The organism is Gordonia sp. QH-12, from assembly GCF_001578675.1.
GTDB classification, from domain to species: domain Bacteria; phylum Actinomycetota; class Actinomycetes; order Mycobacteriales; family Mycobacteriaceae; genus Gordonia; species Gordonia sihwensis.
Map to the genome: position 1 here is coordinate 81,526 of NZ_KQ969293.1, position 17,820 is coordinate 99,345.

The 17,820-nt window shown below is 69.3% G+C and carries 10 protein-coding genes, 1 tRNA gene and 2 pseudogenes; 9 read left to right on the plus strand and 4 right to left on the minus strand.

Going from position 1 to position 17,820, the window contains the following annotated elements; all coding sequences use genetic code 11:
- Nucleotides 1-27 precede the first annotated feature (27 nt).
- Nucleotides 28-3,846 carry an ABC transporter ATP-binding protein gene (locus Y710_RS12060; RefSeq protein ID WP_006896432.1) on the minus strand — a complete coding sequence of 1,273 codons (3,819 nt, stop codon included), beginning with the start codon at nt 3,844-3,846 and terminating at the stop codon, nt 28-30.
- A complete protein-coding gene (locus Y710_RS12065; protein ID WP_006896431.1) occupies nt 3,843-4,640 on the minus strand; it encodes a hypothetical protein in 798 nt (265 codons plus the stop codon). The genes Y710_RS12060 and Y710_RS12065 overlap by 4 nt, the downstream gene beginning before the upstream one ends.
- A gap of 314 nt (nt 4,641-4,954) precedes the next feature.
- On the opposite strand from Y710_RS12065, the gene Y710_RS12070 reads away from it, so the two are divergent.
- The 6 genes from Y710_RS12070 (at nt 4,955) to Y710_RS12095 (ending at nt 12,913) form a co-directional block, all read left to right on the plus strand.
- A complete protein-coding gene (locus Y710_RS12070; RefSeq protein WP_051999642.1) occupies nt 4,955-6,340 on the plus strand; it encodes a DHA2 family efflux MFS transporter permease subunit in 1,386 nt (461 codons plus the stop codon).
- Between the two features lie 116 nt (nt 6,341-6,456).
- A complete protein-coding gene (locus Y710_RS12075) occupies nt 6,457-7,746 on the plus strand; it encodes a metallophosphoesterase family protein (protein WP_062367555.1) in 1,290 nt (429 codons plus the stop codon).
- Entirely contained in the window at nt 7,743-10,367 is a 2,625-nt protein-coding gene (locus Y710_RS12080) for an AAA family ATPase (RefSeq protein ID WP_062367556.1), read from the plus strand. The genes Y710_RS12075 and Y710_RS12080 overlap by 4 nt, the downstream gene beginning before the upstream one ends.
- Before the next feature lie 67 nt (nt 10,368-10,434).
- Nucleotides 10,435-10,510 (plus strand) — tRNA-Arg (locus Y710_RS12085).
- A gap of 98 nt (nt 10,511-10,608) precedes the next feature.
- On the plus strand, nt 10,609-11,598 hold the full coding sequence (locus Y710_RS12090) for an AraC family transcriptional regulator (protein ID WP_062367557.1): 990 nt from the start codon (nt 10,609-10,611) through the stop codon (nt 11,596-11,598).
- Between the two features lie 136 nt (nt 11,599-11,734).
- Complete coding sequence (locus tag Y710_RS12095) at nt 11,735-12,913, plus strand: methyl acetate hydrolase AcmB (protein ID WP_062367558.1); 1,179 nt, start codon at nt 11,735-11,737, stop codon at nt 12,911-12,913.
- A 106-nt stretch (nt 12,914-13,019) separates the two neighbouring features.
- On the opposite strand, the pseudogene Y710_RS12100 reads toward Y710_RS12095, so the two are convergent.
- A pseudogene (locus Y710_RS12100) lies at nt 13,020-14,052 on the minus strand (replication-associated recombination protein A); the annotation flags it as partial.
- Between the two features lie 135 nt (nt 14,053-14,187).
- Nucleotides 14,188-15,563 (minus strand): annotated as a pseudogene (locus tag Y710_RS12105) (NAD(P)/FAD-dependent oxidoreductase).
- Between the two features lie 251 nt (nt 15,564-15,814).
- Here Y710_RS12105 and Y710_RS12110 point away from each other — a divergent pair.
- The 3 genes from Y710_RS12110 to Y710_RS12120 are packed head-to-tail and all read left to right on the plus strand — an operon-like array spanning nt 15,815 to nt 17,785.
- Nucleotides 15,815-16,666, plus strand: a complete 852-nt coding sequence (locus Y710_RS12110; protein WP_006896421.1) for a shikimate 5-dehydrogenase — start codon at nt 15,815-15,817, stop codon at nt 16,664-16,666.
- Nucleotides 16,663-17,373 carry a haloacid dehalogenase type II gene (locus Y710_RS12115; protein WP_231875733.1) on the plus strand — a complete coding sequence of 237 codons (711 nt, stop codon included), beginning with the start codon at nt 16,663-16,665 and terminating at the stop codon, nt 17,371-17,373. The genes Y710_RS12110 and Y710_RS12115 overlap by 4 nt, the downstream gene beginning before the upstream one ends.
- Nucleotides 17,374-17,401: 28 nt before the next feature.
- Nucleotides 17,402-17,785 (plus strand): VOC family protein, encoded by a 384-nt coding sequence (locus Y710_RS12120; protein WP_006896419.1) that lies wholly within the window; start codon nt 17,402-17,404, stop codon nt 17,783-17,785.
- Nucleotides 17,786-17,820 lie beyond the last annotated feature (35 nt).

Below are 17,820 nucleotides of genomic sequence, written 5' to 3' on the forward strand. Positions count from 1 at the left end.
GTCTCGGTCAGCGGAACGCCGAGGAGCTCAGCCGACGCTGGAGCGGTCGGCCGGGCGCGGCCCGGCAGCCGGCGCCTCGCAGTCGTCGGGGGAGACGCCGGCGTCCCACAGACGCCGGTACTCGCCGTGTGCCGCCAGCAGTCGGTGGTGCGTGCCCCTCTCCACGATCCGGCCGCCCTCGACCACCGCGATCACATCCGCTCGTGCGGCGGTGGCGAGGCGGTGCGCGACGATCACGCTCGTGCGGCGCCGGGAGAGTGCCTCGCCGGCCGCGAGCACCTGCGCCTCGGTGGCCTGATCGAGAGTCGCGGTGGCCTCGTCGAGCAGGATCAGATCCGGCTCCACCAGTTCGGCGCGGGCCAGCGCGATCAACTGGCGTTGCCCGGAGGAGAGTCCCCGCCCGCGTTCGGACACGCCGAACTCCATGCCTCCGGGGAGACCGGCGATCATTTGCGCCGCGCCCACTCGTCGCGCGGCCTCGGCGATCCTCTCGCGCGAGGCACCGGGCCTGCCGTAGGCGATGTTGTCGGCAACGGTCCCCGCGAACAGGTGGGGTTCCTGTGGGACCACGCCCAGGCGGCTGCGATAGCGGTGCAGATCGATGGTCCGCAGATCGATACCGTCCATCCGCACGCTGCCGGCCGTCGGGTCGTAGAAGCGCGCAAGCAGTTTGACGATGGTCGACTTGCCCGCGCCCGTGGTGCCGACCAGCGCCAGCGAGGTGCCCGCCGGGATGTGCATCTCGATCCCGCTCAACGCGTCGCGGTCGGCCCCGGCGTAACGGAAGTCCACGCGGTCGAGCCGAACGTCGCCGTCGAACGCGGGAGCCGCCAGTTCGGCGGGCGAGGCCTCCGAATCGGCCTGCGGTGCGTCCACCAGGGAACTCGGGGTCAGCAGCAGATCGCGGATGCGACGCAGACCGACCGCCGCCTGCTGATACGAATCGAAGACCGTCGTGAGCTGCTGCACGGGCCCGAACAACATCGCGAGGTAGAGCACGAACGCGATCAGGGTGCCCGAGGACATCGCGCCGGAGGCCACCTGATGGGCGCCGAACCCGAGGACGACGGCGGTGGCCGCGTCGGAGCAGAACGTGATGAAGGGGAAGTACACCGAGATGGCGCGCTGGGAGTCCATCCGAGCGTCGACCCACTCGTCGCTGCGCCGGCCGAACTCGGCCCGTGCCACCGGGATGTGCCGGTACACGCGTGTGGTCGCCAGACCCGCGATGTTCTCCTGGAAGTCCGCGTTCACCGCAGACACCAGTTCGCGGGTGCGGGTGTAGGCGCGCGAGCTGATCCGGCGGAACACGACGGTCGCGATCAGCAGGACCGGGAACACCGGAGCGATCACCAGACCGAGCTCCCAGTCGGTCGCGATCAGGGCGCCGAAGACACCGACCAGGGTCAGCACCGCGACCACGGCCGACGACAGCCCGTTCTGGACGAATCCGGAGAGGGCATCGACGTCCGTGGTCATCCGCGTCATGATGCGGCCCGAGAGTTCGCGCTCGTAGTAGTCGAGGCCGAGTCGTTGCAGGTGGGCGTAGCTGCGGATGCGGAGGCCGTACAGGACGCGTTCTCCCGCGCGGGCCGCCGCCACCACGTTCACCGCCCCCGCGATCCAGGCGGCGGCGACGAGCGCGAAGCCGGTGAGCGCGGCGACCCCGATCACGTCGGCATCCGAACGCGAGGCGGCGTCCAGAACTGTGCGCGCCAGCGACGGGAAGGCCAGTCCGATCAGCGTGTCCGCAGCGATCGTCGCCAGCACCACGGCGAGCAGACCGGCCACCGGACGCAGAATCTGTTTGAGACTGAAGTCGGTGCGTTCGGCGCGGGCGGCCTCGACGTCCACCTTCGGATCGTCGTCGGCGGGCGGCAGTGCGGCCACCGCGGCACGGATCTCGTCGGTGGCGGGCATGGCGCCGAGCACTCCGGCCCGACCGCCGCCGCCGGGACCGATGCGCATCGGGGGCGCGGCCTCACGGCGGGCTTTCGGAGCCGGCGCGTCGACGCCGCCGGGCCACAGCTCCTCGATGCCGATGTCGTTCTGCGCGCGCACGCTCGCGGAGGCCGCCGCCCGCTGTTCCGCGGTGTCGGTCGGCGACATCAGCGCGCGGAAACGCGCACTGCGTTCGGTGAGTTCGGCGACCGTTCCGACGTCGCTGACCACGCCGTCGTCGAGGACCGCGACCCGATCGGCGATCGCCAGCGTGGAATCGCGGTGCGCCAACACCAGCATCGTGGTCCCGAGAGCGCGGAAATGAGCGAAGATCCGCGCCTCGGTCGCGGCATCGACCGCCGACGTCGCGTCGTCGAGGACCAGTACCCGGCTGCCCTGATACAGGGCTCGGGCGAGGGCGACTCGCTGTCTCTGTCCTCCGGACAGAGTGAGGCCTCGCTCGCCCACCTCGGTGGCGTATCCGTCCGGCAGTTCCGCGGCGAAGTCGGCGGCCGCCGCGCGTGCGGCGGCCCGGATGGAATCGTCGACCCCGTCCGGCGGCACCGGTTGCGGGCCGAGGCCGATGTTCGCGGCGATCGTCGTCGAATACAGGAACGGGTCGTCGAAGGCGAACGCCACTGCTCGGTACAGTTCGTCCGGCGCCAGCTCTGTGACGTCCAGACCGCTTCCCTCGGCGCCGATGAGCGCGACCGTCCCCGACTCGGCCCGATAGGCGCCGGTCACGAGTTCGGCGAGGGTCGACTTGCCGGATCCGGGCGCGCCGACCACGGCGACGCATTCCCCCGGCGCCACGCGCAGGTCGACGCCGCGGAGAACCCGGCGTCCGCCGAGCGTGAGTCCGACGCCGTCGAAGCTCAGGCCGAGCGGGCCGTCGGGAACGGTCGTCGTGTTCTCGAAGGCGCGATCGCGCGGGTGGTCGGCCACCTCGTACACGCGAGTCACCGCCGATGCGGCGAGCTGCGCGTTCACGACCAGGTTGGTGAGGATGCGCGCGAGGCCGGTCATGGTGGCGAGATAGGTGGAGAAGGCGAGGAACGTGCCCGCGGTGATGTCGCCGGCATAAACGAGGTATCCGCCGAGACCGATGACGGCGACCATCCCGAGTTGCGGAATCGATGCCATGGTCGGCGTGAAGCGCGCGCTCAGGTTTGCGGCGCGCAGTTTGAAGCGGTACAGCCGCTCGCCCAGGGCGGCGAGTTCGTCGGTGGCCCTGCGTTCCTGGCCGAAACCCTTCACCACACGCACGCCGGTCACCGTCTCCTCGACGTGGCCGGCCACCTCGGCTGAGGCCTGCTGCGCCGCCCAGGTGGCGGCGAACAGCCGTTTGCGGCTGCGGTACACGATCACCGCGATGAGCGGGACGATGGCGATCGCGACCAGCGTCAGCAGCGGCGACAGCCAGGCCATCACACCCAGCGACAGCACCACCTGGACCGCGCCGCCGAGCGAGAGCGGTGCCATGGCCAGCAGTGACTGGACCACCTGGAGGTCGGAGATGGAGCGGGACACCACTTGGCCGGTGCGAATCGTGTCGCGCGCCGGTCCGTCGACGTGATGGAGGGTGTCGAGCAGCCGGCGGCGCAGACCGTCTTGGACCGTGACCGACATGCGACCGGCGGTCATCCGTCGGCCGAACTGACACGCGTAGCGCAGTGCCGCGGCCACCAGCAGGGCACCGATGAGGACGGGAAGTCCCACACGGGCCGCCTGCTGACCGGTGGCCGAATCGATGGCGGCCTTGGTGATGAGTGGAGTGACCAGATCGACGGCAACGGCGCCGAGGGTGACGGTGACCAGCACCACGGCGAGGCGACGGTGTCGTCCGCACTCGCCGACCAGGCGGCGAATCCAGCCCTGCGCGGCCGGCGCCGCGCGGCCGGTCAACCGGCCTCGATCGTGCGCTGGTGCGCGAGAACCTCCCCGTCGACGTCCCAGAAGCGGGGCGGGGGACCGAAGGCTTCGCGCGCATTGCGGACCACGAGCGACCCCAGCGCCCGGTTGCCGACGCCGCCGACCACCGCGCCGATGCCGCCCGGAATGAGCTTGCCCATCACGACGGGTGCCTTGCCGATCGTGAACTTCTTGATGAACCGGTTGCCGAGCGTCTTATTGAGCGTCGAGAGGTTGACCCCGGGCATCCCGGGCACGCCGAGCTTGGCGATCGCGTCACCGCCTCGCGCTCCGAGCGCTTTCCCGACGACAGACGTGCCCTCTTCGCCGAGCGCGACGGCGAGCACCAGCGTCTTGCGGCGTTCGGTGTCCGCAGGCGAGATGCCGTGGACTTCGGCGACCGCCAGGGCCAGCAGGGCGGACGCCTCGATGAACACGGCGCTCTCCGCGGTGATCGCGCCGAGGGCGGTCAGGGTGCCCACGCCGGGAATCGCCGCGGCCGCGCCGACCGCGCCTCCCGATGCGGTGACCGAGCGCAGGTAGTGCTTCTCCAGCCGTCGGATCACCTGCTCGGGACCCTCGTCGGGATGCTTGCGGCGCACGCGGCGCACGTACTTCGCCACCGCCGGTTGTTGAAGTCGCTGGGCCTTGTCGACGAGCACGGTCAAGATCGCCAGCGACGACTTACCCGCGTTCTGGGCGGCCCGGCCGTCGACGTACGTCACCGGAGCGGGCGCGCCACTGCGGCGGTTGTCGTCGCTGTGCGCGACGGATTTCGACTTGCGCATGTGTCGATCCTCCCTGTCGGCCGGGCTGTCGGCGCGGACGTGTACTCCGATTCCGCGCGAGGATTCCGCGCGACCGGTGCGCGACGCGATGGCCGGGCGACGACTCCACAATATGCGCGACCACTGACATCGGTGGTGCGCCGAGCGTCCGCCAGAGCGCCCGGCGGCGTCCGGAACAGGTCGGTGAGCGGTGTTAACCTGATGCCCTCGCTCGGCCTCGCGCCGATGTCCGGATCCGAAAGGACGCGCACGTGACCACAACCCTGCAGACTCCGGTGTTCAAATCGGTCACCGATCGGCCGTGGGCGGCGTTGATGGCGCTGTGCGTCGGCTTCTTCATGATCCTCGTCGACATGACGATCGTCGCGGTCGCCCAGCCGCAGATCATGGAGGCGCTCGACGCCGATGTGAACGGGATCGTCTGGGTGACCAGCGCCTATCTGCTCACCTACGCGGTGCCGCTGTTGGTCGCCGGCCGTCTCGGCGACAAGATCGGGCCGAAGCGGGTGTACCAGGCCGGCCTGTTCCTGTTCACCGCTGCGAGCGTGTGGTGCGGACTGTCGGGAAGCATCGGCGAACTCATCGCGGCCCGCAGCGTGCAGGGACTCGGCGCGGCGCTGATCACACCGCAGACCATGGCGCTCATCACCCGCATCTTCCCGCCCGAGCGGCGCGGTGCGGCGATGGGCGTCTGGGGCACGGTCGCCGGTGTCGCCACACTGGTCGGTCCGCTTCTCGGCGGCGTCCTCACCGACTCGCTGGGGTGGGAGTGGATCTTCTTCGTCAATCTCCCGGTCGGGCTGGTCGGACTGGTGCTCGCCCAGATGCTGGTGCCCAGGGTGGAGACCCACGACCACAAGTTCGACTGGGTCGGCGTCGCGCTGTCCGCGGTGGGTCTGACGGCGCTGGTCTTCGGCATCCAGGAGGGAGAGTCGTACCACTGGGCGGCATGGATCTGGGTGCTCATCGGCGCCGGAGTCGCGGTGATGGGGGTGTTCGTCTTCTGGGAGAGCCGCACGCGGGGGGAGCCGCTGGTGCCCCTGTCGCTGTTCCGTGACCGCAACTTCAGTGTGTCGAACGTGGGTATCGCCACGATGGGATTCGCCGTCTCCGGTTCGATGATCCCGATCATGTTCTTCCTCCAGCTGGTCGGCGGGATGTCGCCGCTGCGGTCGGCGCTCGTCCTGGTGCCGATGGCCGTGCTGACCGGCATCTTCGCGCCGATCGTCGGGCGCGTGCTCGACCGGGTCCATCCGCGAAACGTGGTCGCGCTCGGACTGTTCGTCTATGCGGTGGCGTCCTTCTGGGCCGGAGCCGTGTTCCGGCCGGAGAGCCCGGTGTGGCTCCTGGTCGCGCCCACGCTCCTGATGGGTCTGGCGAGCGCCGGGATCTGGGCGCCGCTGGCGGCGACCGCGACGCGGAATCTGCCCTGGCATCAGGCGGGGGCGGGCGCCGGCGTGTACAACACCACGCGGGTCATCGGCTCGGTGATCGGTTCGGCGGGAATCGGTGCGCTGATGATGTCACGGCTCTCGGCGCACCTGCCGGGAGTCGACACCGCCGGCCACAGCGGCGAGGTTCATCAGCTGCCGGAGTTCTTGCGCGACGGATTCGCGAGAGCGATGGGCGAGTCGATCTATCTCGGCGCCGCCGTCCTGCTGGTGGGTGCCGTCGCCACGCTCTTCCTCGTGCGGACCTGAGTCGGTTCGGCGGACTGAGCCGCGGCCGCGTCTGACCCGGATTGTCGGAGGTGCCTCGTACCATCGTCACGACGGGCCGACTCCGGTCCGACAGACGATCTGGAGGGAGCGGGAGCATGTCACGGCCGTCCTACGACGATTCGGCGCTCGACGGCGCGTCGTGCGTGACGGAACCGCTGTTCGACCTCGAACCGCTGGCATTGTTCTCCGTCCCCGCCGACGCTGCGGAATCGACGCCCGAGCCCGCCGCGGCACGGAGCGTCACCTTCCTGCACACGGCCGACTGGCAACTCGGCATGACCCGGCACTTCCTGTCCGGGGACGCGCAGTCGACGTACAGTGCGGCCCGCGACGACGCAGTGGTGCGCATCGGCGATCTCGCACGCGCCACCGGAGCGGAGTTCGTCGTGGTGTGCGGAGATGTCTTCGACGACCCCCGGGTGTCGACCCGGATCATCCGCCGCACGCTCGCTGCGCTGGGCGAGTATCCGGTCCCGGTGTACCTGCTGCCCGGCAATCACGATCCGCTCGATGCCACCAGCGTGTACCGCTCGCGCGAGTTCGTCGCCGCCTGCCCGGACAACGTCATCGTCCTCGACGAGCCCGGGGTGGTGGCGGTGCGCGACGGTGTCGCATTGGTGGCGGCCCCATGGACCACGAAACGGCCGTTGACCGACCTGGTGAGCGATCAACTGTCCCAGCTGACCGAGTCCGACGACATTCGGATCGTGGTCGGACACGGCGGGGTCGATTCGCTCAGTCCCAACGACGACCCGTCGATCGTCGGCAGCGCCGCCCTGGATGTCGCGGTGGCCGCGGAACTCGTCGACTACGTCGCCCTGGGGGATCGTCATTCGCTCACTTCGGTCGGCGACTCGGGGCGCGTGTGGTACTCCGGTGCGCCAGAGGTGACCGCGTTCGATCATGTCGAGTCCGCGCCGGGGCACGTTCTCGAGGTGACCCTGAGCCGGGGCGGCGAGTCCTCGATCGAGGTGACCCCGCACCGCGTGGGGCAGTGGTCGTTTCGCACGGTCCGCGAGCACATGAACGGTGCTGACGACATCGCGCGGCTGCGCGGACTGTTCTCCGAGATCCCGGACAAGTCGCGCACAGTGGTGCAATTGGCGTTGACCGGGACCATCAGCGTGACCGACGAAGTCGCACTGGCCGACCTGCTCGACGAGTTCGGCGACCGGTTCGCGGCGTTGAAGATCTGGGAGCGGCACCACGACTTGACCGTCGTGTCCGATCCTTCCGATGTGGCCCAGCTCGATCTCCAAGGCTATGCGGCGCTCGCCGCGGCCGAGCTGGCCGAGCGGGCGGCGTCGGATTCCGACATCGCGGACACCGCCGACGCGCGCGCGGCCCTCGCCCTGCTGTACCGGCTGTCGGGGGCGGGCCGATGAGACTGCACCGACTCCGAGTGGCGAACTTTCGCGGAGTGGCCGCCCGCGAGGTGGAGTTCGCCGACACGGGCGTCACCGTCATCGAGGGCGACAACGAGGCGGGCAAGTCGTCGATGATGGAGGCCTTCGACCTGTTGCTGACCGCTCAGGCGAGCAGCAAGGCGAGGAACGTCCGTGCCGTCCAGCCCGCGGGGCGCGACGTCGGTACCGAGGTGTGGGCCGATATCTCTTGCGGCTCTTGGCGTTTCGAGTACTTCAAACGTTTCAATCGGCAGCCGGAGACCACCTTGACGATCACGCGGCCGGTGCGTGAGCAACTCACCGGGCGCGAGGCGCACGAGCGTGTGGACCAGATTCTCGCGGAGGCGCTCGACAAGACGTTGTTCGGGGCGCTCCGGTTGCTGCAGTCGGCCGACCCGCGGTTGGGCGACCTCGCGAACAGTTCGGCGCTCTCGCAGGCGCTCGACCGTGCGGCGGGACAGTCCGAGTCGGACGGCGGCGAGACGCCGCAGACCCAGGAACTGGTCGCGGCGGTGGCCGCGGAGTACAAGAAGTACTTCACCCTCGCCCAAGGACGGCCGACCGGTGAACTCGCCGCGGCCGCCGATGCGGCCGATCGGGCAGCCGCCGCGGTTGCCGAGCGCGAGGAGATCCTGGCGCGGGTTCAGGACGCCGCTGATCGGCTTCCCCGCGTGGCCGAGACCATCCGAGGGTTGGTGGCGCAAGAGCAGTCGGGCAACGTCGAGGTCTCCACCGCCGCCGCGGCGCTGGCGGAGGCCGAAGCGGTGAGCGAGCAGGTCAAGGCGGCTCGGGCCACATTCGAGAGCAGGAAGCTGTCGCACCGGGTCGCGGCCGACGCGTTGCGAAGCCGTCGGCGCGACCGGGAACGAGCCGCGGCGCTGCGCGAGTCCCTCGCGGAGAATCGCCGAGCCGTGAGTCAGGCGCGCGCGAAGGCCGAGGCCGCCGCCGGCGAGGCGGCCGAGCTTGCGTCGGCGCTCGCGGAATCGCAGAAGCGGCGAGACGACCTCGGCGCCGAACTCCGGGCGGCCGAGAGGGCGGCGGTGGTCGCATCGGATCGGGCCCGTCTGGCCCGCCTGGACAACTCACTCGACGAGGTCCGGCGGCTGCGATCGGAATTGGCGTCGGCGCGTGCCGAAGCCGCAGCCGTCCCGGTGAGCGAGGACGACGTCCGGCTCGCCGCCGCACTCGAGCGCGATCTCGCCGCCACCGCGGCTCGGCTCGACGCGGCCGCACCCACGGTCACGATCACTCGCCTGGGCGCGGACGAGGTCCTCCTCGACGGTGAGACGGCGGCGGACGGTGCGCAGGTCTCGGCGGCGCGGCCCACAGTCGTGGAGGTGCCGGGATCGGTGCGCGTCGAGGTCCGGCCGGGCGCCGATTCCGCCGAGCCGGCCGCAGAACTGGAGACGCTCCGCGAGCGGGCCGCAGAGCTTCGTCGCCGGTGCGGAGTAGCCGAATTGTCGCTCGTCGCATCGGCGGCCGCGCGACGAGCGGAGATCCTTCGGCGGATTCAGGACACCGAGCGTGCCCTGGCGCGCGAGCTCGGCGGAGCCGAGGCGGAGGACCTCGAACGGCAGCGCCTGGACCTGCTGTCTCGCCTCCCTGAGCAGGCGGGAGCAGACGCCGGCAACGGGCACGAGGGGGAGCGCGCTCACGCCGACCTCGCCGAGCTCCGGCGGATCGAACGTGAGGCGTCCGATCTCGCCGCGGAAGCCGACCGAGCACGGCAGGCGCGGCTGGCAGCGGTGCGTGAGTACGAGTCGCGGGCATCGGCGCTGGAGGAGACCGGCGTCCGCATCGCCGAAGAGTCGGCCGCACTGGAGTCCGAGCTCAGCGCCTCCGCCGCGGCGGCCTCCGACGAGACGCTCGCGGAGCGGGTCTGTGAGCACGCGGCCGAGGTCGACGACGCGGAGGCGGATCTGGCTCGGCTGACGCAGCGCCTCGAGCAGCTGGATCTGAACGGATTGCGCGAGAAGCTCGCGCAGGCCGAGGCCGCGCAGGACCGGCTGCGCAGGCAGGTGTCGGAGCAGAAGCGAATCCAGACCGAGCTGTCGACCAGACTCGAGGTGTGCCGAAGCGACGGACGTCTCGATGAACTGTCGGAGGCGGTCGCGGCGAACGACGCCGCGCAGGCGCACCTGCAACGCGTCCGAGAGCGCGCCGCAGGAGCGCGTGTGCTGCACGAGACGCTGCAGCGCAAGCGCAACGAGAGCCGCGCGCGGTACGTGGATCCATTCGCCGAGCGTCTGGAGGAGCTGGCGGCCCCGGTCTTCGGCTCCGGTGTGTCGTTCCACATCGACGACGACTTCGTCATCGCCACCCGCACCCTCGACGGCGTCACGGTCGACGTCGACTCGCTCTCGGGCGGTGCCAAGGAGCAGCTCGGTCTGCTCGCCCGGCTCGCCTGCGCCACTCTGGTCGACAAGGCCGACGGGGTGCCGTTGATCCTCGACGATGCGCTCGGCTACACCGATCCGACGCGCCTGGCCTCGATGGCCCATGTGCTCGGCACCGCGGGTGGCGATGCGCAGATCATCGTCCTGACCTGCACGCCCGACCGGTACCGGGAAGTGGCCGGAGCCAAGCTGATCGCCGTCTGACGCGCTGCGGTGACCCCGGTGTTGGGCGGTGAGGTCCCTGTGCGCTAATGTTGCTTTCGCCCGATGAGCCCCCCTAGCTCAGGGGATAGAGCGTCTGCCTCCGGAGCAGAAGGTCGTAGGTTCGAATCCTACGGGGGGCACCAGATCTGTCAGCGCTGATCATTCTCAGCGGTCTTCCCAGACCTCGCCCGGCCTGCTGAATCCCTGCCGAACGTCGCAGTGTGTCAGTAGCCTACCGACCATGCCGACACAGCTCGATCCGCGCCCGAACGGTGTCCTCTCGTCCGTGACGGAGACCGACTGGGATGCGATCGCGGCGTGGACCGACGACAAGTACATGTCGTTCGACGTCCGGCCGTCTGGCCGTTCGACGTCGCCCTGCTCGTCGATGTTCTCGATCGACGTCGGTGAGATCACCATGACTCACTTCCGGTACGGCACCGAGGTGGCACTGCGGGACTTCGACGCCGAAGCGGGCAACGTGCTGGTTCTGACCACGCTGCGCGGACGGACGCGGCACCGGGTGGGGCGCGCCGAGGGGACCGAACTCGGGGCCGGGCAGACGTTCGTCGCGGACTGCAGCCGCACCGACTTCCGGCTCGCCGCCGACGACGACCATCTGCAGCTCAATCTCACGGTGCCGCACCGATTGCTCGCCGACCTCTCGCTGCAGTGGTGGGGCCACGTCCCCGACGACGCCCTGTGGTCCCGCGGCGCCGTGATCGGAGGATCGGGGAGCCCGTGGTGGAATCTGCTCGGGTATGCGACGAGTACGGCGGCCATCTCGCCCGAGGCAGTCGCCTCGGGCAGAATCGGGCTCCATCTGCAGGAGCTCATCGCCGCGCAACTCCTGCACGATTGGGCGCTGCGAGCCGCCGTCGACCTCGAACGTCGGCCCGCCGTGGCGGCACCGGGCTATGTCCGCACCGCGGCGCACTTCATCGACGCCCACGCCCGCGACCTGCCGACGGTGGCCGAGATCGCGGCCGCGGCGGGCGTGAGCGTGCGGTCGCTGAGCGGTGGATTCGCTCGTTATCTGGGAACGTCGGTGCGCTCCTATCTCGTCGAGCAGCGCCTCCAAGGCGTCTACCGCGAACTGCGCTCCGGCGCCGAGTCGGTGACGGCGACCGCCCACTCCTGGGGTTATGTGAACCTCGGCGTCTTCGCGGCCTCCTATCGACGCAGGTTCGGCGAGAATCCCTCCGAGACGCTCGCTCGCGCGCGGTCGTGACCCGCCGCCGGTGGGGACGAGTCTCCGCTACGAGAAGGTCGCCGCTCGGAGACGGTGCCTGCCGTTCGCAGACGTACCCGGCCGTGAACACCGGCCAGGATCACTGGTGCCATCAACTGCTGCACAGGAGATCCCGATGCCCGACCTCACCCGCCTCGACGACATTCTGAACCGAGCCGCCTCCGCCGACGACGCCCAGCGCGTGCCCGGCGTCGTCGCGACCGTCACCCGAAGCGGCGGCGACGCCTACCTCGGCACCGCGGGCGTCCGGTCCGTGGACGACGGTCGGCCGATGACCGCCGACACGGTATTCGCGATCTTCTCGTGCACCAAGGCGCTCACGTCCACCGCCGTGCTGCAATGCGTGGAGGAGGCGCTGGTCGACCTCGACGCCCCGGCTGCGGACTATGTACCGGACATCAGCCGGCTGCAGGTGCTCGAGGGCTTCGCCCCGGACGGCTCACCGCGACTGCGGGCACCGTCGACGCAGATCACCACCCGGATGCTGCTGCTCCACACGGCGGGCCTGTCGTACTCCTTCTTCTCACCGGAGTACGCCCGCCTGCTCGAGTCGACGGGACAGCCGGACATTCTCACCGCATCCCGCGAATGCCTCACCTCGCCACTGCTCTTCGACCCCGGGACTCGGTGGGGATACGGAACCAACATCGACTGGGCCGGGCTGGTGGTGGAAGCCGTTCGGGGACAACGGCTGTCGCAGGTGATGCGGGAGCGGATCTTCGAGCCCCTAGGCATGGACGATTCGGCCTTCGTCATGAGCCGGTCGATGGCGGATCGTCGCGCGGAGGTCCACCAGCGCGTCGACGACGGGTCATTGGTCGCCACCGGCCTGGTGCTTCCGCAGGACCCGGAGGTCGACATGGGCGGACAGGGGGTGTACGCCACGATCCCGGACTACACCCGCTTCCTGCGGATGTGGTTGCGGGACGGCGAGGGCGAGCGCGGTCGGGTGCTCGCGCCCGAGACCGTGCGGGCGGCATCCCGGAACGGGCTGGGCGAGCTGAAGGTCGGAAAGCTCGTCGGGTCGGCGCCGGCCCTGACTCACGACGCGGAGTTCTTCCCCGGGCAGTCCAAGTCGTGGGCCTACTCGTTCATGGTCAACGACGAGCCCGCACCGACGGGCCGGTCGGCAGGCTCGCTCGCGTGGGCCGGACTGGCCAACCTCTACTACTGGATCGACAGGGAGGCAGACGTCGCCGGGATGTGGGGCTCGCAAGTGCTGCCGTTCGCCGATCCCGCGTCGGTCGCCGCCTTCCTGGACTTCGAGACCGCGGTGTACCGCTCGATCCGCTGAGGCGCGGTCACCGTCCCTCGCCGCGGCGGCGGACACGCAACCGGTCCCATTCGGCGATGCGCTCGCGGACGGAGGCTTCGAAACCGTTGGCTGTCGGCCGGTACAGCGGTTCGTGCTCCAGGCCTTCGGGGAAGTAGTCGGCCCCGGAGAATCCGTCCTCGGTGTCCGGGTCGTAGCGGTAGCCGGCACCGTAGCCGAGCTCGCGCATCAATCCGGTGGGCGCATTCAGAATGTGCTTCGGCGGCATGAGCGATCCGGTGCGCCGGGCGAGGGCCCGGGCCGCCCCGAAGTGCCTGCGCGAGCGCCCGGGGATCGGCCATGCCCACGTCCTCAGCGGCGAAGCGCACGATGCGCCGGGCGATGTAGAGCGGATCCTCTCCGCCGTCGAGCATCCGGGCCAGCCAGTACAAGGCGGCATCGGCGTCGGAGCCGCGCATCGACTTGTGCAGGGCCGAGATCAGGTTGTAGTGCCCTTCCTGCGACTTGTCGTACAGGGGAGCCCGCTGCTGCACCAGCGGGACCAACTCGTCGACGCCGACCGGCGTGCTGATGTGGCCGAGTTGCTCGACGAGGTTGAGCAGATAGCGTCCGTCGCCGTCGGCCATCGCGATCAGCGCCTGCCGGGCCTCGCCGTCGAGGGGCAGCTCCCGTCCCGTCAGAGTCTCGGCTCGTTCGACCAACTCGACGAGCGCGGCCTCCTCGAGTCGTTTGAGAACGAAGACTCGGCAGCGGGAGAGCAGGGCGGGGTTGAGCTCGAAGCTGGGGTTCTCGGTGGTCGCGCCTACCAGGACGACGGTGCCGTCTTCGACGTAGGGAAGGAAGGAGTCCTGCTGCGCGCGGTTGAACCGATGCACCTCGTCGACGAACAGCAGGGTGCCGCGGCCGAGCTCGCGGCGCTTCTCCGCCGCGCGGAACACCTTCCGCAGATCGGCGACTCCCGCGAATGTCGCCGACAGCGGTTCGAAGACGAGGTCGGTCTGTTCGGCGAGAAGCCGCGCGATCGTCGTCTTGCCGCAGCCCGGGGGACCCCACAGGATCATCGACGCCAGCCGCTTCTCGGCGACCATCTGGCCGATCGCTCCGTCCGGGCCGAGGAGGTGGTCCTGCCCGACCACCTGCGTGATCGACCGAGGCCGCATTCGGTCGGCGAGCGGACGGCCGGTGTCGTCGGGCTCGAAGAGTGACGGCTGTTGCACGCTGTGCTCCTCGTCGCGCGGATGCTGCCCCGATTGTAGGTGCGCCCTCCGACATCCGGCCGTCTGCGCCGGTGGCCGTCAGCTCGTCACACGGTCGGCCGTGGGTTGGGATTCGAGGTAGCGCTCCCGGGAGTCGTCGAGCTCGTCGATCCAGCGGGTGTGGTGAACGGCGGCCATCGTTCCCGTCATCACCGACGGGTACACCTGATCCCGGTAGGTGAGGATGTTCCGCTTCTTGTCGGCCTTCCATTCGAGGAAGATCCGCACCACCTCGTCGAGGTCGAACATCGGGTAGTCCGTCTGCTCGATCAGATCGCGGATGTAGTCGGCCTGGAAACGCACCGCGGCGGCGTCGTCCTCGACGCCGCGGTAACGATCGGCCCACTGACGCATGTGCGCGGCGCGCTCAGCGGCGGACGGGAGCTGGGCTCGACCGAGGATGAGGTCCCGGACATACCAGGCCTGCGCGTCGAACATGTTGAACGTGAACCACTGATTCTGCGCGCCGAGGTAGTGCAGGTGCGGGTTCGCCTGCCACGTCACGCCCCGGTAGAGACCGCCGGGGTAGAGGTTGTTGGGCGAACGCAGATGCAGATGCTCCGGGAGGAACGGGTAGTGGTGCAGGTACCCGGTGCAGAGGATGATCGCGTCGAACTCTCCGGATGAGCCGTCGATGAAGGTGGCGACACCGCCGTCGATCCGGTCGATCTGCGGTCTCTCGTCGACACCGTCGGGCCACGCGAATCCCTGCGGCCGCGACCGGCAGCTCATCGTCACGTGCCGGGCCCCCATCTTGTGAGATTGGATGCCGATGTCCTCGGCGGAGTACGACCCCCGACGAGCAGCAGGCGCTGACCGGCGAATCGCTCGGCGCCGCGGAACTCGTGCGCGTGGATCACCTCGCCGGGAAAGGTTTCGATTCCCGCGATGTCGGGGACATTGGGAAATGAGAAATGACCCGTCGAGACGATGACTTCGTCGAAGACCTCGGTGGAGGTCACATGCTCGCGCAGATCGTCGACGGTGACGGTGAACTGTTCGGTCTCATCGTCGAATTCCACCCGACGCACCACGTGAGCGAATCGGACGAGTTCTTTCACACCCGACTGGACGGCACGGCCGTTGATGTAATCCCAGAGGACTTCGCGAGGAGGATAAGAGGAGATCGGACGGTTGAAATGCTCGTCGAATGTGTACTCGGCGAACTCGAGCGCCTCTTTGGGGCCGTTGGACCACAGATTCCGGTACATGCTCGAATGCACGGGTTCGCCGTACCCGTCGGTTCCAGTGCGCCAGGTGAAGTTCCACTGTCAACCCCAGTCGTCCTGCTTCTCGTAGCAGACCACTTCGGGGATCTCGGAGCCGGACTTCTCCGCCGATTTGAAAGCGCGCAGGGCTGCCATTCCACTGGGCCCCGCGCCGATGATCGCAACTCTTTTCACACTATTCAACATTTTACCTTTCACGCCAGACTGGACTGAGGGATGTCGTTGGAATCCGCTGGTCCCGGGCCGTGTACCGACCCATCTGTGGTCAAACGATCGATGGTCGTCCCAAGGGTCACGATGGTGAATTGTCCGACCGATGTCAAACTCGTCGGGAGTGATTTCAGCGGCGTGATAGAATTGCGCGTTTCGCATTCTTCAGAGCGAATCGGTCGCCGGCTCGGTGGCTCGTGGCACCGGCTGCCCGCTACGGTCGGTCCATGACCGCCCCGCATTCCCGCGCTCTCAACCGAAACACCGTGCTGTGCGTCTCGCTGGCGGCGCGGCCGTCCGACATCGGGACCCGCTTCCACAACTATCTCTACAACCGGTTGGGCCTGAACTTCGTCTACAAGGCCTTCGCGCCGACCGACATCGCCTCGGCGGTGGCCGGGATCCGTGGCCTCCCGATCCGCGGTGCCGGGGTGTCGATGCCGTACAAGGAGGCGGTGATCGACCTGATCGACGTGATGGAGGAGTCGGCCGCGGCCATCGACTCGGTGAACACGATCGTCAACGACGACGGCGTGCTCCACGCGTACAACACCGACTATCAGGCGGTCGCCGACCTGCTGGCCGCCTCGCGCTTCGATCGCACCGCGCCGGTGGCCGTCGCCGGAAGCGGCGGAATGGCGAAGGCGGTGGTCGCGGCGCTGCGTGCGACCGGCTTCACCGATGTGACCGTGGTCGCGCGCAACCGGGCCGCCGGTGCCGTGCTCGCCGCGCGATACGGCTACCGGCATGCGGTCAACGCAGCGGGACTCGCCCCCGCAACTCTCGTCAACGCGACGCCGATCGGCATGGCCGGGGGACCGGACGCCGACGCGCTGCCGTTCGACGAGGCTCTCGTCGACGCGGCGACCGGTTGTCTCGACGTGGTGGCGATGCCGCCCGACACGCCGATGGTGCGGGCGATGCGGGCACGCGGACTCGAGACGATCAGCGGAGACGCGGTGATCGCCGGCCAGGCCGCGGCGCAGTTCGCGCTCTACACCGGAGTGACGCCGACGCCGGAACAGATCCGGGAGGCGTCCGAGTACTCACGTGCCGGCGATGCGACACTGACCGGGTGACTTCGACTACCGGCGCGCCCTCGGTGAAAGTGATCGCCTTCGACACCTTCGGGACGGTGGCCGACTGGCATACCGGGGTCAGTCGTGTTCTGGCTCAGATCTTTCCGGAGATCGACGCCTCGGCGCTGGCGCGTTCCTGGCGACGAACCTACGCGCCGGCACTGGCCGAGGTGGAACAGGGGAGCCGGGACTGGACGCTGCTCGACGATCTGCATCGCGAATCACTCGACCGGCTGCTGCGCGAAGAGCACGGAATCCGGGCCGGTGCCGATCAGCTGGACGCCGCGGTGCACGCGTGGCACGTCCTCCCGGCGTGGCCGGATTCGCCCGAGGGACTCCGTCGCCTCAAGGAGAGGTACACGATTTGCGCCCTGAGCAACGGCAACGTGGCACTCCTGACCGAGATGGCCAAGTCCGCGGGTCTGCCCTGGGACTTCATCGGCGGCTCGGACCTCTGGCGCCACTACAAACCATCCGGTGAGGTGTACCTCGGGCTCGCGCGGCTGATGCGGGTGGATCCCGGTGAGGTCCTGATGGTCGCGACGCACGTGACCGATCTCGCCGCGGCGCGTGGATTCGGCCTGCAGACGGCGTATGTGGAGCGGCCCGCGGAATGGGGTCCGGAGCCCAAGCCGGAGGCGCGCTGCCCCGACGATCGCTTCCACGTTCGCGGCATCGACGAACTCGCGACCCTGCTCGGCTGCTGAACCGCGCTACCGCCACTACGCCCGCGTCATGACGCAGATCCGTCCGTTCCTCATGTTCCAGGGGGCCGTCGCCGCCGACGCGATCGACCTGTACCTCTCCGCATTCCCCGGCGGACGCGTGGTCACGTCCACGCCGCACGCCGACCCGGCCCAGGGCATCATGCTCGCCGAACTCGATCTCGCCGGTCTGCGGGTGCTGGTCAGCGACAGCGCCGTCGGCCACGCCTTCGATTTCACCCCGTCGAGTTCGCTGTTCGTCGACGTCGACGATCGCGCCGAGCTCGAGCGTCTCGCCGCACTTCTCGGCGAAGGCGGCGGGGTCTTGATGCCGATCGGCGACTACGGCTTCTCGCAGGCCTTCGCCTGGGTCAACGACCGATTCGGAGTGTCCTGGCAGCTGAACCTGCCCTGAGCACTTCGCCCGGCGGGTGGGGCCTCGGACAGCGC

Excerpts from the sequence above, each read along its gene's own strand:
- Y710_RS12080 (WP_062367556.1), top strand. The coding sequence starts at position 7,743 with ATGAGACTGCACCGACTCCGAGTGGCGAACTTTCGCGGAGTGGCCGCC.
- Y710_RS12075 (WP_062367555.1), top strand. The coding sequence starts at position 6,457 with ATGTCACGGCCGTCCTACGACGATTCGGCGCTCGACGGCGCGTCGTGC.
- Y710_RS12095 (WP_062367558.1), top strand. The coding sequence starts at position 11,735 with ATGCCCGACCTCACCCGCCTCGACGACATTCTGAACCGAGCCGCCTCC.
- Y710_RS12120 (WP_006896419.1), top strand. The coding sequence starts at position 17,402 with ATGACGCAGATCCGTCCGTTCCTCATGTTCCAGGGGGCCGTCGCCGCC.
- Y710_RS12110 (WP_006896421.1), top strand. The coding sequence starts at position 15,815 with ATGACCGCCCCGCATTCCCGCGCTCTCAACCGAAACACCGTGCTGTGC.
- Y710_RS12090 (WP_062367557.1), top strand. The coding sequence starts at position 10,609 with ATGCCGACACAGCTCGATCCGCGCCCGAACGGTGTCCTCTCGTCCGTG.
- Y710_RS12070 (WP_051999642.1), top strand. The coding sequence starts at position 4,955 with ATGGCGCTGTGCGTCGGCTTCTTCATGATCCTCGTCGACATGACGATC.
- Y710_RS12065 (WP_006896431.1), bottom strand. The coding sequence starts at position 4,640 with ATGCGCAAGTCGAAATCCGTCGCGCACAGCGACGACAACCGCCGCAGT.